We start from the raw sequence: 24,032 nt of genomic DNA, 5'->3' as shown, positions 1-24,032 counted from the left end.
CTGATGGGGGCGATCGCATTCAGCGTTTTATCGAGTCCAAAAAGTCGGCCCAGATCTGCATCATTTCACGGCGCTCTGGCAAGAAGGTGGTTCGATCGTACGCACGTCCCAGCGGATTTTTTACCGTGTGAGCAAGCTGATGCTCCAAGAGATCTGGGCGAAATCCCAGCACCTCCGCACCTATGGTTCTCGCTGTCGCACGAAAGCCGTGCCCAGTCATTTCGTCGCCGCTGATGTCCATGCGGCGTAACGCGCTGAGTACGGCATTGTTGGACATCGGCCGGTCGCCTCCTCGTGCCGAGGGGAAGGCGTATCGATGTCTGCCGGTGAGTGGTTTCAGCTCGCGCAAAACAGCGATTGCTTGCTGGCTCAGGGGGACCAAATGATCCGGACGATCCTGTTTGGTGGCAGTGAGCCCTTTCATCTTGTGGCCGGGAATCAACCACTCGCCCGCATCCAGATTGACCTCCGACCACTCCATATGGCGCAGGTCACCGGGCCGGCAGAACAGCAAAGGGGCCAGTTTGAGTGCACAACAAACAGGCATTGTTCCCGTGTAGCTATCCAGTGCTTTGAGCAGTGCACCGAGTTTTTCAGGATCGGTCACGGCAGCGAAGTGTTTCACCCGCTTGGCTGGGAGCGTCCGTGAGAGATTTCCTATCTGGTTGGGCGGGGTGATGCCGGCAGCTTCGGCGAACTCAAAAATCTGTTTGTAGATCTGGGCAACACGACGCGCCGTTTCGCGAGCGCCGCGCTTGATGATGCGCTGCAGGTTTTCGACCAGCATGGGCGTGCTGATGCTGCTGATCGGGAGTTTTCCCAGCCAGGGGTAGGCATTGAGCTCAAGGCGCTGCCGCACTGTGCGGGTGTATTCCGGATCCCAGGATGACTCGCGAACACTGAGCCACTGCGTGGCAACCGACTCAAAGGTGTGCTGGTGATCAAGCTGGCTGACCACCTTGGCCATACGCCGTTGCAGCGAAGGGTCTTGGCCGCCAGCAAGCTGAACACGAGCGTCATCACGTTTGCGCCGGGCCTCCTGCAGGCTGACCTCAGGATAAACACCAAGCGCCAGGCGCTTTTCCTTTCCCAGAAAGCGGTACTTCAAGCGCCAGTAACGGCCTCCGTTGGGCTGCACTTCCAGGTACAGACCTTGTTCGTCGTACAGGCGGTATGGCTTTTCCTGGGGCTTGGCGTTGCGGCAGTTGGTGTCTTTCAGTGGCATTGGGGGCACATCCTCTCCGAGCGAGCTGATGAGCGTTTTATGCCCCCATATATGCCCCCGTCAACCGTGGGATGCCCTGGGATTAGGTGGGAAAACGCGGGCAAGAAAAAAGCCGTAAAGCTTTGATTTCTCTAGGCTTTACGGCTTTTCTGGGTCTTCCTGGGAAGACTAAATGGTGGAGCCGGGGGGATTTGAACCCCCGTCCGCCAGTACTCCGCTGTCGGTACTACATGCGTAGCCGTTTCTATTAAGTTAACCCTCAGCGACCCGAAGGGCAGGGTGCTTTGGGCGAGTTGTGTAAGTTTTAGCCGCTTCGTCCACAACGTACTGCACGGCGATTCTGTTCTATATGACAATCACTTTGGGTTTACAGACATCCCCTGGTGATTGCTGGACCCGAAGGTACCAGAAGCTCAGGGCTAAGGCTGCTTACGCAGCGAGAGCGAATTCCTGGCCGTAGTTTTCGTCATTGGCAACTATAAGAAGTTGCAACAGTGGATTTACGAGTTCTGTTACCAACTCGGCATGCACCTAAAGTTTCGCGACCGGCGTCGAATCCTAAACGGCCCCGTGCTTGTAACTCGTTGTTTCTTAGTGAGTGACAAGCCTGTGCAGTGTACGCCAAAAGGTCAGCGAAGGCCAACCCGAAGGTTGGCCCTATCGCTTACTGACCGCCTTTCTCGCTGTTCTGCAGGTCTTGCAGGGCCTTGGAGGTGATTTCGATGCACTCCTTGTCGTCACCGGCCGCATGGGCTGCCTTGGCCTGTGCGACGATGGTGTCTATTTCGCCACTTTTGCCACTGGTGTCGGTGGCGAGCAGGGCTTTGCCGTTGTTGATTTTGTCCAGGTTGATCTTGCACAGGTCAGGCTCGCCAGCGGCGAAAGCAGGGGAGGCGAGCATCGCAGCGGTAATGAACAAGCCAGCAAGAGCGGAACGCTTCATAGTAGGGTATCTCCTTGCGCAAAAGGGCTCGACGCTGCTGGCGTGCAACCGCTGCCAGCGACATCACTGATGAGCCTCGATTGTCGAGGCCTATGCAGATGACTACGCTGGTGCGTGAGGGTTCTGTTTTTTTGCAGGGTTAATGCGCGCGGGCGCTGGTGACGCGGTCCACGAGGTAGACCAGGCCATGGTAGTCAATGCCACCATGCTGGCTCAGGCCGATCTCACAGGTGCGGCTGGTGGAGATGCCTTCGCTGCAATATTGCACGGCGTCCTTGAGCGAGCGTAGGGAGTGGGCGTTGAGTTCCGGTGTGGTGAAGCCTTTGTCGCCGGCAAAGCCACAGCAATGAATGCCTTCGGGGATCACCACGGTTTTTGCGCAGCGCCGTGCCAGTTCGATCAGTGCCTGGCTTTCGCCCAGGTGCTGGGTGCTACAGGTAACGTGCACGGCGATGGGCGCCTCCTGAGGGGTGAAGTCGAGGCGGTCCATCAGGTGGTTGCGGATGAAGCGCACCGGGTCGTAGAGGTCCAGGCGCGACTCACCCAGGTCTTGCACCAGGCGCAACGTGCACGGGCTGGTGTCGCAGTAGATCGGGTCGAGGCCGCCACGGCTGGCGTGGAGCAGGGCGCCGATCAGTTCCTGGCGCTTGTGTTCGGCCTGTTCGGCGTAGCCTTTGGAGGCGAAGGGCTGGCCGCAGCACAGGCTGTCCTGGTTGTCGGGGAACACGACTTGGTAACCGGCTTTTTCAAGCAGCTTGCGGGTTTTGTCGTACAGCGACATCTGCTCTTTATCACCGGCTGCCGGGCCCATGGCACGTGAGACGCAGGCCGCCAAATACACCACTCGCGGGCGCTCATCCGGCACCGTCGGGCTGAAGCGAATGGCCTTTTCCGGTTGTGGCATGGCGTTGGTCCACTGCGGGATCTGCCCTTTGGACAGCTTGGTGACCGCGGCCGACCACTTCGCCAGGCGCGGGGCACCCAGCAACAGGCGTGCGCCATTGGCGACATGCAGGGTAAAGCGCGCACCTTGCAGCGCGGTGGCGAAGTGGCTGGCGAGCCATTCGGCGGTTTTCGTACGGTCGGCCTCGCGGCTGCGCAGCTTTTTAACCAGGTCACCGGTATTGATGCCTACAGGGCAGCGTTGGGCACACAGCCCGGTCGCCGCGCAGGTATCAATGCCCTGATAGTGGTAGGCCGTTTCCAGTTCGGTGGTGTCGACGCCCGCGCGCTTCTTGGCCTGGATATCGCGCCAGATCACAATGCGCTGGCGTGGGCTCAACGTCAGGCCTTTTGATGGGCACACCGGCTCGCAGAATCCACATTCGATGCACTTATCCACAAGCTCGTCGGCGGCAGGCAGGGGCTTGAGGTGTTTGAGGTGGATTTGTGGGTCTTCGCTGAGTACCACATCCGGGTTGAGAATGCCGTTGGGGTCGAGCAGGCGCTTGAGTTGCCACATCAACTGATAGGCGTCGCTGCCCCATTCCAGTTCGACGAACGGCGCCATATTGCGGCCGGTGCCATGTTCGGCCTTCAGCGAGCCGCCGAACTCCACCGCCACCAGTTGCGCGACGTCGTCCATGAACGCTTGGTAGCGTGTGACTTCTTCGCTGTTGTTGAAGCCTTGGGTGAACACAAAGTGAAGATTGCCTTCCAAGGCGTGTCCGAAAAGGATGGCTTCGTCGTAGTGATGTTTGTCGAAGAGTTCGATCAAGCGGTTCACGCCAATCGCCAGTTGTTCCACCGGAAAAGTGACGTCTTCGATGATCACGGTGGTGCCGGTTTTGCGCACGGCACCTACGGCGGGGAAGGTGTCTTTGCGGATCGCCCACAGGCGGGCGTTCTCCACGGGGTCTTCGGTGAAGTCGACCTGCTTCTCCACGGGAAACGGGGCGAGGGAGGCCATGATCAGGGTTAGTTGCTCATGCAGTAACGACGGCGAGGCCGCGCGGGACTCGATCAGCAGCGCGCAGGCGTTTTCCGATAGGTGTTGTACGAAGGCAGGCATGCCCGGCTTGGTCTGCACCGAGCGCATGCTGCGTCGATCCAGCAGTTCAACCGCTGAGACTGGCTGGGTTTTCAGCACCGTTACCGCGTTGCAGCACGTCTCGACATCCGGGAATACGATCAGCGCCGAGGCTTTGTTCGGGTGATCGATCACCGTGTCGTAGGTGACCGCACTGATAAACCCCAGGGTGCCCTCGGAGCCGACCAGCAGGTGGCTGAGGATATCCAGCGGGTCGTCGAAATCCACCAAGGCGTTGAGTGACAGGCCGGTGGTGTTTTTCAGACGGTATTTGTGGCGGATCTTTGCAGCCAGTTCAGCGTTTGCGCGTGTCTCGCGGCCCAACGTGGCCAGGCGTTCAAGCAGTGCACTGTGAGTCTGGCGGAAGGCTTGCACGCTGGCGGCATCTTCCGTGTCCAGGCGGCTGCCATCGGCCAGTACCAGGCGAATGCCCGCCAGGGTGTGGTAGGTGTTTTGCGCGGTACCGCAGCACATGCCGCTGGCATTGTTGGCGACGATACCGCCAATCTTGCAGGCATTGATCGACGCGGGATCCGGCCCGATCTTGCGTCCGAACGGTGCGAGCCAGGCGTTGGCCTGGGCACCGATGACGCCCGGTTGCAGACGGATCTGCGTGCCTTGCCCGCGAATTTCGCGGTGGTTCCAATTGTCGCCCAGCACGATCAGCACCGAGTCGCTGATGGCCTGTCCGGACAGGCTGGTGCCCGCCGCACGGAAGGTCACCGGCACGCGATCACGCTGGGCCAGTTGCAGCAGTGCGACCACTTCGTCTTCTGACTCCACGCGGATCACCAGCTGTGGGATCAATCGGTAAAAGCTGGCGTCGGTGCCGAAGGCGAGGGTGGAAAGTGGATCGTCGAAGCGACGACCTTTCGGGATCAGTTGTGCGACGTCGCTGATAAAAGCAGCAGGCAGGCTCATCGGTCCTCCAGAAATAGCAGACGCCGGCAGTGTTGTCCGGCGTCGATTCTTACCCTATTACGTGCAGCTCTCAGTGCACCAGCATACCGGTGAGCCAGTACGCCTGCGCCAAGGTGATCAGCCCGACGATGGTGGCAAAAAACAGGCTGTGCTTGAGGGTAAAGCGGAAAAGATCGGATTCCTTGCCAACCAGGCCAGTGGCGGCGCAGGCCACGGCGATTGATTGCGGCGAGATCATTTTGCCGGTCACGCCGCCGCTGGTATTTGCAGCTACCAGCAAGGTGTCGTTGACGCCAATCTGGTGGGCGGTAGTGGCTTGCAATGAGCTGAACAGGGCGTTGGATGAAGTATCGGAGCCTGTCAGGAAAACTCCCAGCCAGCCAAGGAATGGCGAGAAGAACGGGAAGGCTGCGCCGGTGCCCGCCAGAACCAGAGCCATGGTTGAGGACATACCCGAGTAGTTGGTGACGAAGGCGAAAGCCAGCACCATGCCGATGGACAGGATCGGCCAACGCAGCTCATAGAAGGTTTCTTTTAAAGTGGTAAGACCAGTTTTGACGTCAATCCTCAGTACCAGCATCGAGACCAGTGCGGAGAAGAAAATCGCGGTGCCGGTGGCTGAAATCGGGTCCAGCTTGAAGACGGCCGGGATAGCGGTCGGGTTGGTCACGATTGGCGCGACTTTGATCACCAGTTGATCCAGGTGAGGGATCGCAAAGTTGAATACCCAGCTGTACATCGAGCCGCCCGCGGCGAACATGGCCTTGAAGGGCTTGAGGGTCCAGATGGTCACCAGCACGGTCAGGATCAGGAACGGTGACCAGGCCTTGAAGATTTGCCCCAGGCTGTAGGGTGAAACCACTGTGTTGCGTGGCAAGCCGAAGCCGCCGGCGCTGGAGGTGACCGCTGCGCTGGAGGTGGCGCCAGCAATCTGTGCGCCTGCGGTGCGCTTGGGTTGCCAGACTTTCAGGAACAGCGTCAGGGCGATCAGGCTGGCGAGCGCCGAGGTGATGTCCGGCAGTTCCGGGCCTATGAAGTTGGAGGTGAAATACTGAGTGACGGCAAAGCTCAAACCGGCCACCAATGCTGCTGGCCACGTTTCGCGAACACCACGCAGGCCGTCCATCATGAACACTAGCCAGAAGGGCACGAACAGCGACAGTAGCGGTAGCTGGCGGCCAGTCATGGCGCCGATCTTGAATGCATCAATACCGGTGACCTGGCCTGCGACGATGATTGGAATGCCCAGGGCGCCGAAGGCCACAGGTGCGGTATTGGCGATCAAGCACAGCCCGGCGGCGTATAGCGGGTTGAAGCCCAGGCCCACCAGCAGCGCGGCGGTGATTGCCACGGGCGCACCGAAACCGGCCGCGCCTTCCAGGAAGGCGCCGAAGCAGAAGCCGATCAACAGTACCTGCAAGCGTTGGTCGTCAGTGATCGACAAGACGGAGCTGCGGATGATCTCGAACTGGCCGCTCTTGACCGTCAATTTGTAGAGGAATACCGCTGCGACGATGATCCAGGCGATGGGCCACAGGCCGTACGCAAATCCATAACCGGCTGCGGCCAGGGCCATGTCTACCGGCATTTGGAAAGCGAAGATGGCAACCAGAATCGACAGGGCCAGGGTGATGCTGCCGGCCACATGGCCTTTGAGACGAAATACGGCCAAGGCCAGGAAGAAGAATACGATCGGAATAACGGCGGCCATTGCGGACAGGCCGAGGCTGCCGAGAGGGCTGTAAAGCTGTTGCCAAGTTTGCATGTGGGGTGGCCCCTGATTGTTTTTGTTTGTGTGCTTGGATAATTGGTAATACCAATTTACATTCGCTGTTGGCTAGATTAAGAGGCATTGCACGGGTGTGTCAATTTGCCGCTCGCGAAACTTTGGTCTTAGGGCGCGGTGTCGGGTGATCTGATCGGATAAATCGAAGACGTTCTGATAGGTGCTGCAAGCGCGGCGATAGGCCAGAATAGAGGCCCCGGCGAGTGGTCGGGATCGTGGAGAGTGAGTTATGGGGTTTGATCAGGTGCGTCAGCGCCGTTTGTCTGACGATATTGTCGAGCAGCTTGAGGGCATGATCCTCGAGGGCACGTTGAAGTCAGGCGAGCGCTTGCCGGCCGAGCGCGCTTTGGCTGAACAGTTCGGTGTGTCTCGACCTTCGTTGCGTGAGGCGATCCAGAAACTGGCGGCCAAGGGGTTGTTGGTCAGTCGCCAGGGCGGTGGCAACTATGTGGTGGATTCCCTGGGCTCGACCTTCAGCGATCCGCTGTTGCACTTGTTGGAAAACAATCCGGAAGCGCAGCGGGACCTTCTGGAGTTTCGTCAGACCCTTGAGGCTTCATGTGCTTATTACGCGGCGTTGCGTGCCACGGAGGTCGACCGTGAACGGCTGACGGCGGCATTTGAGGCGCTGCAGGATTGCTATGCGCGAGCCGACGAGGTGAGCCGGGTGGAAGAGGGTGCTGCGGATGCGAGGTTTCACTTGGCGATTGCCGAAGCCAGTCATAACGCGGTTTTGCTGCATACCATTCGGGGCTTGTTCGACCTGCTCAAACGTAACGTGGTGACCAACATTGGCGGCATGTACCAGCAGCGCACGGAGACCCGCGACATGCTGATCAGCCAGCACCGGGATTTGTACCTGGCAATTATTGAAGGACGGGCTGAGCAGGCACGCGAAGTCTCAACACGCCACCTGCTGTATGTGCAGGAAGTGCTGGAGGAGGTGCGTCAGGAGGTTCAGCGCGTAGCGCGTGCGGAGCGGCGTAAAGGTATGTAGCCGCGGGCGGGGTGCCCGAGACTACATCGCCACAAGGGTTAATCTTCCTTGCCCTTGTTGCGCACGGCGCGATGCAGCTCGCGATTGGAATCGCGCTCGCGTTCGGTGTCGCGCTTGTCGTATTCCTTCTTGCCCTTGCCCAATGCGATTTCGCACTTGACCAGGTGCTTGCTCCAGTACCAGGACAAGCAGATACAGGCGTAGCCTTTCTGCTGCACGGCCGCGGCGAGCTTTTCCAGTTCGCGGGCATTGAGCAACAGCTTGCGGGTACGCACCGGGTCGGCAATAACGTGGGTGCTCGCGGTGGTCAGCGGGGTGATATGACTGCCGAGCAGCCACGCCTCGCCATCCTTGAGCAGCACATAGCTGTCGACCAGCTGCAGTTTGCTGGCACGCAGACTCTTTACTTCCCAGCCGGCCAGGACCAGACCAGCCTCGAACCGATGTTCGATGAAGTAATCGTGTCGCGCCTTTTTATTTTGCGCGATGGTCCCTGTGGGGTGTTTCTTTTGTTTAGCCATAGGGGCGGCATTATAGGGAGTTGCGAGCGTGTCGGCTACGGTCAACCTGCGTGCTTGAGCGTGTTGGACGAATCCCGGACAATACAGGCAGTTCTTTGGTTTTTTTCTCTCGCGGATCGGGCTGTTCTTTCGCGATGTTTGCCGCTCAGCAGTGGAAGTAACGCTCACATGACGACGCATATTCAACGTTCGGCCCTGTTGCCCTATCCGGCGCAGGCGCTCTATGACCTGGTCAACGACGTGGCGCGTTACCCGGAGTTCCTGCCTTGGTGTTCTACTGCCGAGGTCTTGGAGAGCAGTGACGAACACATGGTTGCCAGTGTCGGTGTGGCCAAGGGTGGCCTTAGCCAGCATTTCGTGACGCGCAATGTGCTGGTGCCTGGCAAATCCATCGAAATGAATCTGCAGGAGGGGCCATTTACCCAGTTGCACGGGGTTTGGGTATTCAAGGCGCTGACGGATAAAGCCTGCAAGATCAGCCTGGATCTTTCGTTTGATTATGCCGGGCCCATCGTGCGTGCCACGCTCGGGCCATTGTTTAACCAAGCCGCAAACACGCTGGTGGACGCGTTCTGTCAGCGAGCCAAGCAATTGCATGGTTGAGATTGAAGTGGTGTATGCCGCGGTTGATCGCCAGGCTCTGCTTACGGTGACGATGCCCGTGGGCACCAGCCTGAGGGCAGCGGTACTGGCATCGGGAATAGCAGCACAATTTCCTGAGTTGGTGTTGGCTGACTGCCCTTTGGGGATCTTCGGTAAGGTGGTGGCGGACGCTGATGTACGTGTCGTGCAGCCAGGTGATCGAATTGAAATCTACCGGCCGTTGCTCGCGGATCCGAAGGAAGTGCGCAGGCTGCGTGCGGCTAAAGCTGCGATGGCCAGGCGTAAAAATTCATAAGTCGGCCAAATGACAGGCAACAAAAAAGCCCGGCATGCCGGGCTTTTTATGGAGCGCCGCAAAGTTACTGCGGGTCGGTGTCCAGAGGTTGTGGCGTCGGAACGGGCACAGTTTGCACGCCGTCGACGTCTTTCTGGATCTGGTCCAGCAAGGAGCCTGGCTTGGCCGGCACCTCGGATTTCGGCTTCTCGGCTTCCTGCGCAGGCGCAGTCACGTTGGTGCCGCTGTCCTTGCCCAGCAAGGCTTCATCGCGGCTTACACCGGGCATGAAGTCACCGGACAGGCTGACAAGCTGGTCACTGCCATTAAAGATGACACTGACACGCTCCTGTTGGCGTTCACCGCCGCCAGGCTGGAGGCTGTAGAGATAATCCCAGCGATCGGCATGGAAAGTGTCGGTCAGCAGGGGATTGCCCATGATAAACCGTACTTGCCGTCGGGTCATTCCCGGGCGTAACTGGTCTATCATGTCCTGCGTGACGACATTGCCCTGCTGGATGTCGATTTTGTAAACCCCGGGGAATGAACAACCGGCGAGTGCGAGCAGTCCCACAAAGGTGAAACTGGTTAGCAAGAGCTTGGTGTTTTGCATCGGTGGGCGACTTCCACTATCTTGGCTGGGACAACGTAAACGCCGATCATACCCGTATTAAGAGAAGCTGCGAAGCAGCATCCGCGAGAAAGCTAACCATGGTTGAAAATAGCGAACTACGCAAAGCCGGTCTCAAGGTGACTCTGCCACGAGTCAAGATTCTACAAATGCTCGATTCTGCTGAGCAGCGCCACATGAGTGCCGAGGATGTCTACAAGGCGCTGATGGAGTCTAACGAGGACGTCGGCCTGGCCACGGTTTACCGTGTACTGACCCAGTTTGAAGCCGCAGGACTGGTGGTTCGTCATAATTTCGACGGCGGTCATGCAGTATTTGAATTGGCTGACGGTGGTCACCATGACCACATGGTTGACCTGGATACCAATGAGGTAATCGAGTTCACCAGCCCTGAAATCGAGGCGCTGCAGCATAAGATTGCTGAGGAGCATGGATTCGATTTGGTCGACCATAATCTGGTGTTGTACATCCGTAAGAAAAAGTAAAAATCGACGCAGTTTTGCTCTGCGAAACGATTGAAGGCGACCTTAGGGTCGCCTTCGTGCTTTCTATAAGATGGAAATATCAGTTCAGGCCTTCGCGGCCACGACCATTTTTTTCGCGTGAGCCAGGGACTCCTTGGTCAAGTCGATACCGCCCAGCATCCGCGCGACCTCTTCTACCCGTTCCGATTTGTTCAGCTTGGAGACGGCCGTGTGCGTCGCGTCACTCCCTCGCACCTTATGCACAAATAAATGCTGATGACCCTGGGCTGCTACTTGCGGCAAGTGAGTCACCGTCAGCACCTGGCCGCGATCCCCAAGGCGGCGCAATAACTGGCCAACAATCTCTGCGGTCGGCCCGCCAATGCCGACGTCTACCTCGTCGAATACCAGCGTTGGTACTCGCGAGGTCTGAGCGGTAATCACCTGGATCGCCAGGCTGATCCGCGACAACTCGCCGCCGGATGCCACTTTGGCCAGCGCCTTGAGCGGTTGCCCAGGGTTGGCGCTGACCAGCAGTTCCACTTGCTCCAGCCCATGGGGTTGCAGCTCCTGGCTGGCGTTGGCGCGTAGCTCGATGGTGAAACGCCCGCCAGGCATGCCCAGGCGCTGGATTTCCTGCTCGACGGCGTTGGCCAGGCCGGTGGCTGCTTGCTGGCGCAGGTCGCTCAGCTCGCGGGCCTTCTCCTGATAATGGCGGGCAAACGAGGCGAGTTCCTCGCCCAGGCGCTCGATGGATTCGTCGTTTGCGTTCAGTGTCTCGATTTCATCCAGCAGTTTCTGCTGCATGGCGGCGACTTCAGTGGGCTGGATTCGATGCTTGCGCGCCAGGGTGTAGATAGTGTCCAAGCGCTCTTCTATTTCCTGCAGGCGTGCCGGATCGGCGTCGAAGTGGTCCAGGAAGCGATTCAATTCGCCCACGGCTTCCTCAACCTGGATCTGTGCACTGGTCAACAGGGTGGTGGCTTCATTCAGCGAGCCGGAAGCGTTGTTCACGCTGGACAGGCGATTGAGGCTGGCGGTAAGGGCGTTGAGCACATTGCCAGAATCGCTCTCGCTGCATTGTTCGACCACCTGGCGGCAGATGCCCAGCAGAGTCTCGGCATTGGTCAGGTTCTTGTGTTCCTGCTCAAGCTGCTCCAGCTCCGTCTCGCCCAGGCCCAGGCTTTCAAGCTCTTCGAGTTGATAGCTGAGCAACTGGTGACGAGCGCGTTGTTCGTCGCCTGAGTTGGAGAGGCGTTCAAGCTCCTGGCGCGTCTGGCGCCAGCGTTGGGCGGCCAGTTGGACTTGACGGGCAAGGTCGGTGGCGCCGGCATATTCATCGAGCAGGCGGCGGTGAGTATCGGTTTTCAGCAGGGATTGGTGTTCATGCTGGCTGTGGATATCAATCAGCAGCTCGCCCAAGGCTTTCAAGTCACCAAGGGGGCAGGGCGTGCCGTTGATATAGCCGCGCGAGCGGCCCTCGGCAGTGATTACCCGGCGCAGAATGCAGGGGCCTTCATTATTGAGGTCGCGCTCGGCCAGCCATGTCTCGGCTTCGGGAATATCCGCGAGGTCGAAGGTGGCCAGGATGTCGGCTTTGTCGGCCCCGGGGCGTACCACGCCGCTGTCGGCGCGGTCGCCGAGGGTCAGGCCGAGCGCGTCGAGCATGATCGACTTGCCGGCGCCGGTCTCGCCTGTGATTACGCTCATCCCGCGATCCAGTTCGAGATCCAGATGTTCAACGATGGCGTAGTTGTGTACAGACAGGTGCACGAGCATGAAGGCCGCTCCCAGGCTTTAGGTCTGGTTATTTATACAGTGTTTTGTTCCGAGCTGACAATCCTGGTGCTTAGCTCGATTTGCTTGATCTGTAGTTTTTTTTAGCTCGAAGCGGAATGAGGGTGCAGGAAATGATCCAGGGCATATGAAAGACTTTTGGTAACGCCTGCGCCCTTGAACCTGGAAATTGTGGCCCCATATACCGGAACAGAAGCGCGAGTTGAGTTCGCGCATGATTTTGAAAGGAGAAATCTATGGCTGACGAACAGACGCAGGATACGCAAACTCCAGACGCCAATTCGGCTGCCGGTGATGAGCTGGCGACTCGCGTGCAAGTGCTTGAAGAGCAATTGTCCGCTGCGCAGGATCAGTCTTTGCGTGTTGCCGCGGATCTGCAGAACGTCCGCCGCCGTGCCGAGCAGGACGTAGAAAAGGCTCACAAATTCGCGCTGGAAAAATTCGCCGGTGATCTGCTGCCGATCATCGACAGCCTGGAGCGTGGTCTTGAGTTGTCCAATCCGGACGACGAAAACATCCGCCCAATGCGCGAAGGCATCGAGCTGACCCTGAAAATGTTCCAGGACACCCTGAAGCGTTATCAGTTGGAAGCGATCGATCCGCAAGGCGGCGAGCCGTTCAACGCTGAGCATCACCAAGCCATGGCCATGCAGGAAAGCCATGACCTGGAGCCCAACAGTGTGATGAAGGTATTCCAGAAGGGTTATCAGCTAAACGGTCGCTTGATGCGCCCGGCAATGGTGGTGGTGAGCAAGGCTCCTGCACCTGTTGCACCTTCTATTGATGAGCAGGCTTGAAATCCGCCGCAAGGCCCCCATCTATAAGTCAAGCGTTTAAGTGCTACCGCAGTTAGCCACAACTGCTGCGGCAACCAAATTCAAGTTTCGGGAGAGTAAATCATGGGCAAAATTATCGGTATTGACCTGGGGACCACCAACTCCTGCGTCTCCGTGCTGGAAAACGGCGTTGCAAAAGTTATCGAAAACGCTGAAGGCGCACGCACCACTCCGTCGATCATCGCTTACGCCAACGACGGTGAAATCCTCGTCGGTCAGTCGGCCAAGCGCCAGGCGGTAACCAACCCGCATAACACCCTGTACGCAGTAAAGCGTCTGATCGGTCGTAAGTTCGACGAAGAAGTCGTACAGAAAGACATCAAGATGGTCCCTTACAAAATTGCCAAGGCCGACAACGGTGACGCCTGGGTTGAAGTAAACGGCCAGAAAATGTCGCCACCGCAAATCTCGGCTGAAATCTTGAAAAAGATGAAGAAAACCGCCGAAGACTACCTCGGTGAAGCAGTGACTGAAGCGGTGATCACCGTTCCGGCCTACTTCAACGACAGCCAGCGCCAGGCCACCAAAGACGCCGGTCGCATCGCGGGCCTGGATGTAAAACGTATCATCAACGAGCCAACCGCAGCTGCTCTGGCCTACGGCATGGACAAGGCCAAGGGCGACCACACTGTGATCGTTTATGACCTGGGCGGCGGTACTTTTGACGTCTCCGTGATCGAGATCGCTGAAGTTGATGGCGAGCATCAGTTTGAAGTGTTGGCTACCAACGGTGACACCTTCCTGGGTGGTGAGGACTTTGACATTCGTCTGATCGACTATCTCGTTGACGAATTCAAGAAAGAAAGCGGCATGAACCTCAAAGGTGACCCGCTGGCCATGCAGCGCCTGAAAGAGGCCGCTGAGAAAGCCAAGATCGAGCTGTCTTCCGCTCAGTCGACCGACGTCAACCTGCCGTACATCACTGCAGACGCCACCGGTCCTAAGCACTTGAACGTGAAGATCTCGCGCTCCAAGCTGGAAGCGCTGGTTGAAGACCTGGTTCAACGCACCATCGAGCCTTGCCGTATCGCGCTGAAAGACTCCGGTATTGACGTTGGCTCGATCAATGACGTGATCCTGGTCGGCGGCCAGACCCGTATGCCGCTGGTTCAGAAGCTGGTGACCGAGTTCTTCGGCAAAGAAGCACGTAAAGACGTGAACCCGGACGAAGCGGTTGCCATGGGTGCTGCCATTCAGGGCGCTGTATTGGCCGGCGACGTGAAAGACGTGCTGCTGCTGGACGTAAGCCCGCTGACCCTGGGTATCGAAACCATGGGCGGCGTGATGACTGCGCTGATCGAGAAAAACACGACGATTCCTACCAAGAAATCCCAAGTGTTCTCGACTGCCGATGACAACCAGGGTGCTGTGACCATTCACGTGCTGCAAGGTGAGCGTAAGCAAGCCGCACAGAACAAGTCCCTGGGCAAGTTCGACCTGGCTGAGATTCCACCAGCACCACGTGGCGTGCCACAAATCGAAGTGACCTTCGACATCGACGCCAACGGCATCCTGCACGTCGGCGCGAAAGACAAGGCTACCGGCAAAGAGCAGAAGATCACCATCAAGGCCAACTCCGGCCTGTCTGATGAAGAAATTCAACAGATGATCCGTGATGCTGAAACCAATGCTGAAGCCGACAAGAAGTTCGAAGAGCTGGCAGGTGCCCGTAACCAGGGTGACGCGCTGGTTCACTCGACTCGCAAGATGATCGCTGATGCTGGCGACAAAGTGACTGCTGAAGAGAAAACCGCAATCGAAGCGGCAGTGGTTGCCCTGGAAGCCGCCATCAAGGGCGACGACAAGGCTGCCATCGAAGCCAAGGTTGAGGAGTTGTCGAAAGTCTCCGCGCCGGTCGCTCAGAAAATGTATGCCGAGCAAGGTCAGCCGGCTGACGGTGCTGCGCAACAAGCAGAGCCTGAAGCCAAGCACGACGATGTTGTCGATGCCGAGTTCGAAGAAGTCAAAGAGCAGAAGTAATCTGCTTGGCCGGTTGACCGCTAACAAGCGGTGACTGGTAGGATGTCGCCGCGCGGGAGCTTGCTCCCGCGTTGGCGTGTCTGGGGTATGCGAATTTTTACAGCATGCGACAACGCTCGGATGCTGGCGGTGTGATCGGGAATGCTCCTGCTTTCCGAATGACAGTCACCGCGTTTTTGGCCGGGTCCCTGGCTAAAAGCAGTAATGACCAGGATCGTTGAATTGACGTGAGTTGGGTCCGGGCCTGTATTGGGGCTCAACGAGTTTGGCAGGGTTCAGGAGGGCCAGGCCGAACGTCCTTAAGAGTGCAAAGACTTATGGCAAAGCGTGACTATTACGAAGTATTGGGTGTGGAGCGCGGGGCCAGCGAGGCGGACCTGAAAAAGGCCTACCGTCGCCTGGCGATGAAGCACCACCCGGACCGTAATCCGGATAACAAAGAATCCGAAGAAATGTTCAAAGAGGCCAACGAGGCCTACGAATGCCTGTGTGACCCTAACAAGCGTGCGGCCTACGATCAGTATGGCCATGCCGGTGTCGACCCGAGCATGGGTGGCGGCGGTGCTGGTTTTGGTGGTCAGAACTTCTCCGATATTTTCGGCGACGTGTTCAGCGACTTCTTCGGCGGTGGCCGTGGTGGACAGCGTGGCGGTGCCCAGCGTGGCAGTGACCTGCGTTACACCCTGGAGTTGAACCTGGAAGAGGCCGTGCGCGGCACCAGCGTCAATATTCGTGTGCCGACGCTGGTTAATTGCAAGCCGTGCGACGGTTCGGGTGCGAAGAAAGGCTCATCGCCGATTACGTGCCCGACCTGTGGTGGTATTGGGCAGGTGCGCATGCAGCAAGGCTTCTTCTCGGTGCAGCAGACCTGCCCGCGTTGCCATGGCCAGGGCAAGATCATTTCCGATCCGTGCGACTCCTGCCAGGGCGAAGGCCGCGTCGAAGAGTACAAGACGCTCTCGGTGAAAGTGCCGGCGGGTGTGGATACCGGTGATCGTATTCGCCTGTCGGGCGAAGGCGAGGCAGGGACTCAGGGTGGTCCGACTGGCGACCTCTATGTGGTGATCAATGTGCGCGAGCACTCGATCTTCCAGCGCGATGGCAAGCATCTGTTCTGCGAAGTGCCGATCAGCTTTGTCGACGCTGCATTGGGTGGTGAGTTGGAGATTCCGACGCTTGATGGTCGAGTCAAACTCAAGATTCCTGAGGGGACTCAAACCGGCAAGCAGTTCCGCATTCGTGGCAAAGGCGTTGCGCCGGTGCGCGGTGGTGGTGCGGGTGACTTGATGTGCCGTGTGGCGGTGGAAACCCCGGTAAACCTGGGCCGTCGTCAGCGTGAACTGCTTGAGGAGTTCCGCAGCTCGCTGGAGGGCGATGACTCCCATTCGCCGAAAACCACAGGTTTCTTCGATGGCGTGAAGCGCTTTTTCGGCGACCTGTAAGGAGTGGGTATGCGACGTATAGCCGTAATGGGTGCTGCCGGGCGTATGGGCAAGACGCTGGTCGAGGCGGTGCAGCAGCGCTCGCCTGCCTCCGGGCTGACGGCGGCGATTGTTCGCCCGGGTAGCACGTTGATTGGTGCAGACGCGGGTGAGCTGGCTTCGTTGGGGCGCATCGGTGTTTCGTTGTCGGGTAATCTTGAGCGGGTGGTTGACGAGTTCGATGTGCTGATCGACTTCACCCTGCCCGAGGTGATGCTGAAAAACCTGGCGTTCTGCCGTAAGGCGGGCAAGGCCATGGTGATTGGCACCACGGGCTTGAACGCTGAGCAGAAGCAGTTGCTGGTGGAGGCGGGCAAGGATATTCCTATCGTCTTTGCTGCCAACTTCAGTGTTGGCGTGAACCTGTCGCTGAAGTTGCTGGACCTGGCGGCGCGCGTGCTCGGTGATGAAGCGGATATCGAGATTATCGAGACTCATCACCGTCATAAGATTGATGCGCCCTCGGGCACTGCGCTACGGATGGGCGAGGCTATCGCTGATGCGCTGGGTCGCGATCTGTCGAAAGTGGCTGTATACGGGCGTGAAGGCCATACCGGTGAGCGTGCGCGCGACACCATTGGCTTCGCGACCGTGCGCGGCGGTGATGTGGTCGGTGATCACACTGTGCTGTTCGCTACCGAAGGCGAGCGCCTGGAGATCACGCATAAAGCCTCAAGCCGCATGACGTTCGCCAAGGGTGCGGTGCGTGCTGCGCTTTGGCTGGAGGGTCGCGAGTCGGGCCTGTATGACATGCGCGACGTGCTGGATCTGCACTAATCAGTAGCTAAAACGGGGCCTCAGGATTATCCTGAGGCCCCGTTTTTACCCGCTAAGCGACGTCCTGTCGCATTCCCCTGCCTTTAAGGCTCATTAGCGGTGGACCAAAAAAGCCTTTTTCTGTAAGCTACAGCTTTAGTGTGTCCACTAAAAGCGCGCAGAATAATTCGGTGAAGAAGCGGGGTGACGTGTCCATACGTCACTCCGCTTTTTTACAACCTGCGATCGCCCTTTCAGGCTTTATTTACGGGAGGTCTTCTTGACTAAGCCAGCCATACTCGCCCTTGCTGATGGCAGCATTTTTCGCGGCGAAGCCATTGGAGCCGACGGTCAAACCGTTGGAGAGGTGGTGTTTAACACTGCCATGACCGGCTATCAGGAAATCCTTACCGATCCTTCCTACGCCCAGCAGATCGTTACCCTGACCTATCCGCACATCGGCAACACCGGTACTACACCGGAAGACGTCGAGTCTGATCGTGTCTGGTCGGCAGGTCTGGTGATTCGTGACCTGCCACTGGTTGCGAGCAACTGGCGTAACACGATGTCGCTGTCCGATTACCTGAAAGCCAACAATGTTGTGGCGATCGCCGGTATCGATACGCGCCGCCTGACGCGCATCCTGCGTGAGAAGGGCTCGCAGAACGGCTGCATCATGGTCGGTGACAATATTTCCGAAGATGCCGCGATTGCCGCAGCGCAAGGCTTTCCTGGCCTGAAGGGCATGGACCTGGCGAAAGTGGTCAGTGTCAAAGAGAAGTACGAATGGCGTTCCACGGTCTGGGATTTGAAGACGGACAGCCATGCGACCATCGATGCTGCCGAGTTGCCTTACCACGTGGTCGCCTACGACTACGGCGTGAAGTACAACATCCTGCGCATGCTGGTCGAGCGCGGTTGCCGTGTCACCGTAGTGCCGGCGCAAACCCCGGCCAGCGATGTGCTCGCCCTGCAGCCGGATGGCGTGTTCCTGTCCAACGGCCCGGGTGACCCTGAGCCTTGCGACTACGCCATCCAGGCCATCAAGGACGTGCTGGAAACCGAGATTCCGGTATTCGGCATCTGCCTCGGCCACCAACTGCTGGCCCTGGCCTCCGGCGCCAAGACCCTGAAAATGGGTCACGGCCATCACGGTGCCAACCACCCCGTGCAAGACCTGGACACCGGCGTTGTGATGATCACCAGCCAGAACCACGGTTTTGCGGTAGATGAAGCCACCTTGCCGAGCAACGTGCGCGCCATTCACAAGTCGCTGTTCGACGGTTCCCTGCAGGGTATCGAGCGCACCGACAAGAGCGCGTTCAGCTTCCAGGGCCACCCTGAAGCCAGCCCGGGCCCGAACGACGTAGCGCCGCTGTTCGACCGTTTCATCAATGAGATGGCCAAGCGACGCTGACTGAGCGGCCTGCGGGCGGCCCCGACTCGGTGGCCCCCGCAGGCTCTTCAAAGAGTGTTCAAGACGGCTTGCCGACTGACCTGCGGATTTGAGTGACAAACCCATGCCAAAACGTACAGACATAAAAAGCATCCTGATTCTCGGCGCTGGCCCGATCGTGATCGGCCAGGCCTGCGAATTCGACTACTCCGGCGCCCAGGCCTGCAAAGCCCTGCGCGAGGAGGGCTACCGCGTCATCCTGGTGAACTCCAACCCAGCGACCATCATGACCGACCCGGACATGGCCGACGCCACCTACATCGAGCCGATCAAGTGGCAGACCGTTGCCAAGATCATCGAGAAAGAGCGTCCGGACGCGCTGCTGCCAACCATGGGTGGCCAGACCGCGCTGAACTGCGCCCTGGACCTGGAGCGCGAAGGCGTCCTGGAGAAATTCGGCGTAGAAATGATCGGCGCCAATGCCGATACCATCGACAAGGCGGAAGATCGTTCGCGCTTTGACAAGGCGATGAAGTCCATCGGCCTGGACTGCCCGCGCTCGGGCATCGCCCACAGCATGGAAGAAGCCAACGCAGTGCTCGAGAAGCTCGGCTTCCCGTGCATCATCCGTCCGTCCTTCACCATGGGTGGCACCGGCGGCGGTATCGCTTACAACCGTGAAGAGTTCGAGGAAATCTGCGCCCGTGGTCTGGACCTGTCGCCGACCAAAGAGCTGCTGATCGACGAATCCCTGATCGGCTGGAAAGAGTACGAGATGGAGGTTGTCCGCGATAAGAAGGACAACTGCATCATCGTCTGCTCCATTGAAAACTTTGACCCGATGGGCGTGCACACCGGTGACTCGATCACTGTTGCGCCGGCGCAAACCCTGACGGACAAGGAATACCAGATCATGCGTAACGCCTCCTTGGCGGTGCTGCGCGAGATCGGCGTGGAAACCGGCGGCTCCAACGTCCAGTTCGGCATCTGCCCGGACACTGGTCGCATGGTCGTCATTGAGATGAACCCGCGGGTATCCCGTTCATCGGCCCTGGCCTCGAAAGCCACTGGTTTCCCGATTGCGCGTATCGCTGCCAAGCTGGCGATCGGCTATACCCTGGACGAGCTGCAGAACGAAATCACCGGCGGCGCTACTCCTGCGTCCTTCGAGCCGTCGATCGATTACGTCGTGACCAAGCTGCCACGTTTCGCTTTCGAGAAATTCCCGAAAGCCGACGCGCGCCTGACCACTCAAATGAAGTCGGTCGGTGAAGTCATGGCCATCGGCCGGACTTTCCAGGAATCCCTGCAGAAAGCTTTGCGCGGCCTGGAAGTGGGCGTTTGCGGCCTGGACGAGAAGCTCGACCTGAGCAATCCGGAAAGCATGAGCATCCTTAAGCGCGAACTGACCGTGCCGGGCGCCGAGCGCATCTGGTACGTGGCGGACGCCTTCCGCGCCGGTCTGTCGGTCGAAGATATCTTCGGCATGAACATGATCGACCCGTGGTTCCTGGTGCAGATCGAAGATCTGATCAAGGAAGAAGAGAAAGTTAAGACCCTGGGTCTGGCCAGCATCGATCGCGACCTGATGTTCAAGCTCAAGCGCAAAGGCTTCTCCGACATGCGTCTGGCCAAGCTGCTGGGCGTGACAGAGAAAGCGCTGCGTCGCCACCGTCACAAGCTGGAGATCTTCCCGGTCTACAAGCGCGTTGACACCTGCGCGGCCGAGTTCGCCACCGACACCGCGTACATGTACTCGACTTACGAGGAAGAGTGCGAAGCCGCGCCTTCGGGTCGCGACAAGATCATCATCCTCGGCGGCGGTCCAAACCGTATCGGCCAAGGCATCGAGTTCGACTACTGCTGCGTACACGCGGCACTGGCCCTGCGCGAAGACGGTTACGAGACCATCATGGTCAACTGCAACCCGGAAACCGTTTCCACAGACTACGACACCTCCGATCGCCTGTACTTCGAGCCAGTGACCCTGGAAGACGTGCTGGAAATCTGCCGGGTCGAGAAGCCTAAAGGCGTGATCGTCCAGTACGGCGGCCAGACCCCGCTGAAATTGGCGCGTGCCCTGGAAGAGGCTGGCGTGCCGATCATCGGTACCAGCCCTGATGCCATCGACCGTGCTGAAGACCGTGAGCGCTTCCAGCAAATGGTTGAGCGCCTGAACCTGCGTCAGCCGCCAAACGCCACTGTGCGCAGCGAAGACGAAGCCATCCGTGCGGCCAGCAAGATCGGCTACCCGCTGGTGGTGCGTCCGTCCTACGTACTGGGCGGCCGGGCGATGGAGATCGTCTACGAAGAAGAAGAACTCAAGCGCTACCTGCGTGATGCAGTGAAAGTGTCCAACGACAGCCCGGTGCTGCTGGACCACTTCCTCAACTGCGCCATCGAAATGGACGTGGACGCGGTGTGCGACGGTACCGACGTGGTGATCGGCGCGATCATGCAGCACATCGAACAAGCGGGCGTTCACTCTGGTGACTCTGCGTGCTCGCTGCCGCCGTACTCGCTGCCGGCGCACATCCAGGACGAGATGCGTGAACAGGTCAAGAAAATGGCCCTGGAACTGGGTGTGGTTGGCCTGATGAACGTACAGTTGGCGCTGCAAGGCGAAGACATCTACGTCATCGAAGTCAACCCGCGCGCTTCGCGTACCGTGCCGTTTGTTTCCAAGTGCATCGGTGTCTCCCTGGCCATGATCGCCGCTCGCGTGATGGCCGGTAAGACCCTGAAGGAAATCGGCTTCACCAAGGAAATCATTCCGAACTTCTACAGCGTGAAAGAGGCGGTGTTCCCATTCGCCAAGTTCCCTGGCGTTGACCCGATCCTGGGCCCAGAGATGAAGTCCACCGGTGAAGTGATGGGCGTAGGCGATACCTTCGGTGAAGCGTTCGCCAAGGCCCAGATGGGGGCCAGCGAAGTGCTGCCGACCGGCGGTACCGCATTTATCAGTGTGCGTGATGACGACAAGCCACTGGTTGCAGGGGTTGCCCGTGATCTGATCAACTTGGGCTTTGAAGTCGTGGCTACTGCCGGGACCGCCAAGCTGATCGAAGCTGCCGGCCTGAAAGTACGTCGCGTGAACAAGGTGACGGAAGGCCGTCCGCACGTGGTCGACATGATCAAGAATGACGAAGTTACCCTGATCATCAACACCACCGAAGGTCGTCAGTCGATCGCGGATTCCTACTCCATTCGTCGTAATGCCTTGCAGCACAAGATCTACTGCACCACCACTATTGCTGCTGGCGAAGCCATCTGCGAAGCGCTCAAGTTCGGTCCGGAAAAGACCGTGCGTCGCTTGCAGGATCTACACGCAGGATTGAAGGCATGACCAAATACCCAATGACCGTCCAGGGCGCCAAGGCCCTGGAAGAGGAACACGCCCATCTGACCAAGGTTGTACGTCCAAAGCTGAGCCAGGACATCGGTACGGCCCGCGAGCTGGGTGACTTGAAGGAGAACGCTGAATACCATGCTGCTCGTGAACAGCAGGGTATGGTTGAGGCGCGGATTCGTGACATTGAGGGCCGCATGCAGAATGCGGTGATCATCGACGTCACGACCATCCCGCATACCGGCAAAGTGATTTTCGGTACTACTGTGGAAATCGCCAACGTCGAGACCGATGAGCGTGTTGTTTATCACATCGTGGGTGAAGATGAAGCTGACTTCAAACTCGGCAAAATCTCTGTCGGCTCGCCACTCGCCCGCGCCTTGATTGCCAAGGAGGAGGGTGATGTGGTTTCCGTCAAGACGCCGGGTGGCGTGATCGAGTACGAGATCGTTGAAGTTCGCCACGTCTGAAAGGCGGCGCCCGCTTCGTGCGGGCGCCATGCTTTGGCAGCTCTCCCAGATGCTTTGGGTCGGCGGCCTGTGGCTGTTACATATTGGTGTGTTACCGGCGCTGGGCTTGATTGGCCTGGCACCGCTGCTGATCGATGAGGTCGACGGATTATTGAGTGCACTGCTGGTAGGTTTTGCGGCAGCGTGCGTGATACTTCAGGCGTTAGTGCTGATCAAGGCTGAGGGCTTGGGGAGTTTGTGGCGGGATATTCGTGGGCAACTGCTGTTGATGGCGCTGTATGCGTGCGCAATGTTTTGCGTGGTGCGTGTATGGCTGCCGGAAGCGTTGCGCTGGCAGTTATTCAGCTATCTTGTGCTAGGGTTCTCCGGTCTGGTGCTGGTTATGCAGCCTGCGCCGGGATGGAGTGGCAGGGCGCGCGAAGCACGCCCTTGACCCTTTTTGTAATTTAAAAGCTACTTGAAACGGTGTACGTTCGACAGTTGCTTGTTGACGCTGAAGTTCTTGCGATACAGCAGCGCCATCTTGCCGATGACCTGAACCAGGTCCGCTTTGCCGACCTTGCACAGTTCTGCAACGGCGGCCAAACGCGCTTCGCGATCAAGGATATTGACCTTGATCTTGATCAGCTCGTGATCGTTCAGTGCGCGTTCAAATTCGGCTAACACACCTTCAGTCAACCCGTTGTCTGCCACAATCAGAACTGGTTTCAGATGGTGGCCAATGGATTTGTACTGTTTCTTCTGCTCTTGAGTGAGCGGCATAATCTGACCCCTGCGTCTGATCTTGTAAAAAGCGGCGGCCAGTTTACCCGAGCGAGTCCGGGACCGCCCAGTTAATCACGACCCGTTTTATTTTCGAGGTGGCCCGTGGCCCGTTCCAAAACTAGCCTTAAGTGGCTGCAAGAGCATTTCAACGATCCTTACGTCAAAAAGGCGCAGAAGGATGGGTACCGTTCCCGGGCCAGCTACAAGCTGTTGGAGATCCAGGACAAGGACAAGTTGATTCGTCCAGGCATGAGCGTTATTGACCTTGGTGCGGCCCCTGGTGGCTGGTCCCAGGTGACCAGTCGTCTGATTGGTGGGCAAGGTCGGCTGATCGCCTCCGACATCCTTGAGATGGACAGCATCCCGGATGTCACCTTCGTGCACGGTGATTTTACCCAGGACGCCGTGCTGGCTGAGATTTTGGAAGCTGTAGGAAATTCGCAGGTAGACCTTGTGATTTCCGACATGGCCCCCAATATGAGTGGATTACCGGCTGTTGATATGCCGCGAGCCATGTTCCTGTGCGAATTGGCATTGGATTTGGCGGGTCGCGTATTGCGTCCAGGTGGCGATTTCCTGGTGAAGGTGTTCCAGGGCGAGGGTTTCGACGAGTATCACAAGAACATCCGAAAGTTGTTCGACAAGGTACAGACACGTAAACCGGACTCCTCTCGGGACAGGTCCAGAGAGCAATACCTGTTGTGCCGCGGCTTCCGTGGCGTCGAAGGCGCGGCGAGTGAAGAGCGTTTTTGAGAAATTCGAGGAAGGCGATAGGTTTTTTTATATCGCTTTCGTCACGAAGCTTTAC

Annotated in this window: 21 protein-coding genes and 1 other RNA gene; 13 read left to right on the top strand and 9 right to left on the bottom strand. The window is 58.3% G+C overall.

What is annotated here, in order from left to right; genetic code table 11:
* Positions 1-19: 19 nt before the first annotated feature.
* The 5 genes from JFT66_RS26935 to JFT66_RS26915 form a co-directional block, all read right to left on the bottom strand.
* The gene (locus JFT66_RS26935) at positions 20-1,225 is read right to left on the bottom strand and encodes a tyrosine-type recombinase/integrase (protein WP_124356310.1); all 1,206 of its coding nucleotides are present in this window, start codon (positions 1,223-1,225) and stop codon (positions 20-22) included.
* Positions 1,226-1,398: 173 nt separating this feature from the next.
* Positions 1,399-1,795: a transfer-messenger RNA gene (ssrA, locus tag JFT66_RS26930) on the bottom strand.
* Between the two features lie 94 nt (positions 1,796-1,889).
* A complete protein-coding gene (locus tag JFT66_RS26925; RefSeq protein ID WP_198860479.1) occupies positions 1,890-2,168 on the bottom strand; it encodes a hypothetical protein in 279 nt (92 codons plus the stop codon).
* A 139-nt stretch (positions 2,169-2,307) separates the two neighbouring features.
* Positions 2,308-5,118 carry an FAD-binding and (Fe-S)-binding domain-containing protein gene (locus JFT66_RS26920; protein ID WP_198860478.1) on the bottom strand — a complete coding sequence of 937 codons (2,811 nt, stop codon included), beginning with the start codon at positions 5,116-5,118 and terminating at the stop codon, positions 2,308-2,310.
* Positions 5,119-5,188: 70 nt separating this feature from the next.
* Positions 5,189-6,883, bottom strand: coding sequence for a lactate permease LctP family transporter (locus tag JFT66_RS26915; protein ID WP_034117835.1), 1,695 nt, complete (start codon positions 6,881-6,883; stop codon positions 5,189-5,191).
* A gap of 250 nt (positions 6,884-7,133) precedes the next feature.
* Between JFT66_RS26915 and JFT66_RS26910 the strand changes: the two genes are divergently transcribed.
* Positions 7,134-7,901, top strand: coding sequence for a GntR family transcriptional regulator (locus JFT66_RS26910; protein WP_034117836.1), 768 nt, complete (start codon positions 7,134-7,136; stop codon positions 7,899-7,901).
* 38 nt (positions 7,902-7,939) lie between these two features.
* Here JFT66_RS26910 and smpB read toward each other — a convergent pair whose 3' ends face one another.
* Positions 7,940-8,422: an SsrA-binding protein SmpB gene (smpB, locus tag JFT66_RS26905; protein ID WP_003235073.1), complete on the bottom strand. Its 483-nt coding sequence runs from the start codon at positions 8,420-8,422 to the stop codon at positions 7,940-7,942.
* Between the two features lie 168 nt (positions 8,423-8,590).
* Here smpB and JFT66_RS26900 point away from each other — a divergent pair, with 168 nt between their 5' ends.
* Both JFT66_RS26900 and JFT66_RS26895 read left to right on the top strand, forming a co-directional pair.
* Entirely contained in the window at positions 8,591-9,025 is a 435-nt protein-coding gene (locus JFT66_RS26900) for a type II toxin-antitoxin system RatA family toxin (RefSeq protein WP_005791512.1), read from the top strand.
* Positions 9,018-9,320, top strand: coding sequence for an RnfH family protein (locus tag JFT66_RS26895; RefSeq protein ID WP_034117837.1), 303 nt, complete (start codon positions 9,018-9,020; stop codon positions 9,318-9,320). Before JFT66_RS26900 ends, JFT66_RS26895 begins: the two co-directional genes overlap by 8 nt.
* A gap of 64 nt (positions 9,321-9,384) precedes the next feature.
* On the opposite strand, the gene JFT66_RS26890 is transcribed toward JFT66_RS26895, so the two are convergent.
* Entirely contained in the window at positions 9,385-9,912 is a 528-nt protein-coding gene (locus JFT66_RS26890; protein WP_034117838.1) for an outer membrane protein assembly factor BamE, read from the bottom strand.
* 98 nt (positions 9,913-10,010) lie between these two features.
* Here JFT66_RS26890 and fur point away from each other — a divergent pair, with 98 nt between their 5' ends.
* Positions 10,011-10,415, top strand: coding sequence for a ferric iron uptake transcriptional regulator (fur, locus tag JFT66_RS26885; protein WP_003194220.1), 405 nt, complete (start codon positions 10,011-10,013; stop codon positions 10,413-10,415).
* An 84-nt stretch (positions 10,416-10,499) separates the two neighbouring features.
* Here fur and recN read toward each other — a convergent pair whose 3' ends face one another.
* Positions 10,500-12,173 carry a DNA repair protein RecN gene (gene recN / locus JFT66_RS26880; protein WP_198860477.1) on the bottom strand — a complete coding sequence of 558 codons (1,674 nt, stop codon included), beginning with the start codon at positions 12,171-12,173 and terminating at the stop codon, positions 10,500-10,502.
* A gap of 254 nt (positions 12,174-12,427) precedes the next feature.
* Here recN and grpE point away from each other — a divergent pair, with 254 nt between their 5' ends.
* The 8 genes from grpE to JFT66_RS26840 all read left to right on the top strand — a co-directional run bounded on the left by grpE (position 12,428) and on the right by JFT66_RS26840 (position 22,892).
* Positions 12,428-12,988: a nucleotide exchange factor GrpE gene (gene grpE / locus JFT66_RS26875; RefSeq protein ID WP_034117840.1), complete on the top strand. Its 561-nt coding sequence runs from the start codon at positions 12,428-12,430 to the stop codon at positions 12,986-12,988.
* A 102-nt stretch (positions 12,989-13,090) separates the two neighbouring features.
* Positions 13,091-15,007, top strand: coding sequence for a molecular chaperone DnaK (gene dnaK / locus JFT66_RS26870; RefSeq protein WP_153839883.1), 1,917 nt, complete (start codon positions 13,091-13,093; stop codon positions 15,005-15,007).
* A gap of 317 nt (positions 15,008-15,324) precedes the next feature.
* A complete protein-coding gene (gene dnaJ / locus JFT66_RS26865) occupies positions 15,325-16,449 on the top strand; it encodes a molecular chaperone DnaJ (protein WP_034117842.1) in 1,125 nt (374 codons plus the stop codon).
* Between the two features lie 9 nt (positions 16,450-16,458).
* The gene (gene dapB, locus JFT66_RS26860; protein ID WP_034117843.1) at positions 16,459-17,265 is read left to right on the top strand and encodes a 4-hydroxy-tetrahydrodipicolinate reductase; all 807 of its coding nucleotides are present in this window, start codon (positions 16,459-16,461) and stop codon (positions 17,263-17,265) included.
* Between the two features lie 259 nt (positions 17,266-17,524).
* Positions 17,525-18,661 carry a glutamine-hydrolyzing carbamoyl-phosphate synthase small subunit gene (gene carA, locus JFT66_RS26855; protein WP_034117844.1) on the top strand — a complete coding sequence of 379 codons (1,137 nt, stop codon included), beginning with the start codon at positions 17,525-17,527 and terminating at the stop codon, positions 18,659-18,661.
* Positions 18,662-18,764: 103 nt separating this feature from the next.
* On the top strand, positions 18,765-21,986 hold the full coding sequence (gene carB / locus JFT66_RS26850) for a carbamoyl-phosphate synthase large subunit (RefSeq protein WP_034117845.1): 3,222 nt from the start codon (positions 18,765-18,767) through the stop codon (positions 21,984-21,986).
* Positions 21,983-22,459, top strand: a complete 477-nt coding sequence (gene greA, locus JFT66_RS26845; protein ID WP_034117846.1) for a transcription elongation factor GreA — start codon at positions 21,983-21,985, stop codon at positions 22,457-22,459. The genes carB and greA overlap by 4 nt, the downstream gene beginning before the upstream one ends.
* A gap of 28 nt (positions 22,460-22,487) precedes the next feature.
* On the top strand, positions 22,488-22,892 hold the full coding sequence (locus JFT66_RS26840; RefSeq protein ID WP_198860476.1) for an MFS transporter: 405 nt from the start codon (positions 22,488-22,490) through the stop codon (positions 22,890-22,892).
* 20 nt (positions 22,893-22,912) lie between these two features.
* On the opposite strand, the gene JFT66_RS26835 is transcribed toward JFT66_RS26840, so the two are convergent.
* The gene (locus JFT66_RS26835) at positions 22,913-23,221 is read right to left on the bottom strand and encodes a YhbY family RNA-binding protein (RefSeq protein WP_003176146.1); all 309 of its coding nucleotides are present in this window, start codon (positions 23,219-23,221) and stop codon (positions 22,913-22,915) included.
* A gap of 105 nt (positions 23,222-23,326) precedes the next feature.
* Here JFT66_RS26835 and rlmE point away from each other — a divergent pair, with 105 nt between their 5' ends.
* On the top strand, positions 23,327-23,977 hold the full coding sequence (gene rlmE / locus JFT66_RS26830; RefSeq protein WP_034117848.1) for a 23S rRNA (uridine(2552)-2'-O)-methyltransferase RlmE: 651 nt from the start codon (positions 23,327-23,329) through the stop codon (positions 23,975-23,977).
* Positions 23,978-24,032 lie beyond the last annotated feature (55 nt).

Origin of the sequence: Pseudomonas sp. MF6755 (assembly GCF_016405635.1) — a bacterium.
Classification (GTDB): domain Bacteria; phylum Pseudomonadota; class Gammaproteobacteria; order Pseudomonadales; family Pseudomonadaceae; genus Aquipseudomonas; species Aquipseudomonas haemolytica.
The sequence above is the reverse complement of the archived record's forward strand: the minus strand, read 5'-3'. Positions and strand labels throughout refer to the sequence as shown.

Coding starts and splice junctions, on each gene's coding strand:
- JFT66_RS26915 (WP_034117835.1), bottom strand. CDS start 6,883: ATGCAAACTTGGCAACAGCTTTACAGCCCTCTCGGCAGCCTCGGCCTG.
- JFT66_RS26895 (WP_034117837.1), top strand. CDS start 9,018: ATGGTTGAGATTGAAGTGGTGTATGCCGCGGTTGATCGCCAGGCTCTG.
- dnaJ (WP_034117842.1), top strand. CDS start 15,325: ATGGCAAAGCGTGACTATTACGAAGTATTGGGTGTGGAGCGCGGGGCC.
- dnaK (WP_153839883.1), top strand. CDS start 13,091: ATGGGCAAAATTATCGGTATTGACCTGGGGACCACCAACTCCTGCGTC.
- JFT66_RS26835 (WP_003176146.1), bottom strand. CDS start 23,221: ATGCCGCTCACTCAAGAGCAGAAGAAACAGTACAAATCCATTGGCCAC.
- JFT66_RS26910 (WP_034117836.1), top strand. CDS start 7,134: ATGGGGTTTGATCAGGTGCGTCAGCGCCGTTTGTCTGACGATATTGTC.
- JFT66_RS26840 (WP_198860476.1), top strand. CDS start 22,488: ATGCTTTGGCAGCTCTCCCAGATGCTTTGGGTCGGCGGCCTGTGGCTG.
- JFT66_RS26925 (WP_198860479.1), bottom strand. CDS start 2,168: ATGAAGCGTTCCGCTCTTGCTGGCTTGTTCATTACCGCTGCGATGCTC.
- fur (WP_003194220.1), top strand. CDS start 10,011: ATGGTTGAAAATAGCGAACTACGCAAAGCCGGTCTCAAGGTGACTCTG.
- JFT66_RS26890 (WP_034117838.1), bottom strand. CDS start 9,912: ATGCAAAACACCAAGCTCTTGCTAACCAGTTTCACCTTTGTGGGACTG.
- JFT66_RS26935 (WP_124356310.1), bottom strand. CDS start 1,225: ATGCCACTGAAAGACACCAACTGCCGCAACGCCAAGCCCCAGGAAAAG.
- greA (WP_034117846.1), top strand. CDS start 21,983: ATGACCAAATACCCAATGACCGTCCAGGGCGCCAAGGCCCTGGAAGAG.
- carB (WP_034117845.1), top strand. CDS start 18,765: ATGCCAAAACGTACAGACATAAAAAGCATCCTGATTCTCGGCGCTGGC.
- smpB (WP_003235073.1), bottom strand. CDS start 8,422: ATGGCTAAACAAAAGAAACACCCCACAGGGACCATCGCGCAAAATAAA.
- grpE (WP_034117840.1), top strand. CDS start 12,428: ATGGCTGACGAACAGACGCAGGATACGCAAACTCCAGACGCCAATTCG.
- dapB (WP_034117843.1), top strand. CDS start 16,459: ATGCGACGTATAGCCGTAATGGGTGCTGCCGGGCGTATGGGCAAGACG.
- JFT66_RS26920 (WP_198860478.1), bottom strand. CDS start 5,118: ATGAGCCTGCCTGCTGCTTTTATCAGCGACGTCGCACAACTGATCCCG.
- JFT66_RS26900 (WP_005791512.1), top strand. CDS start 8,591: ATGACGACGCATATTCAACGTTCGGCCCTGTTGCCCTATCCGGCGCAG.
- recN (WP_198860477.1), bottom strand. CDS start 12,173: ATGCTCGTGCACCTGTCTGTACACAACTACGCCATCGTTGAACATCTG.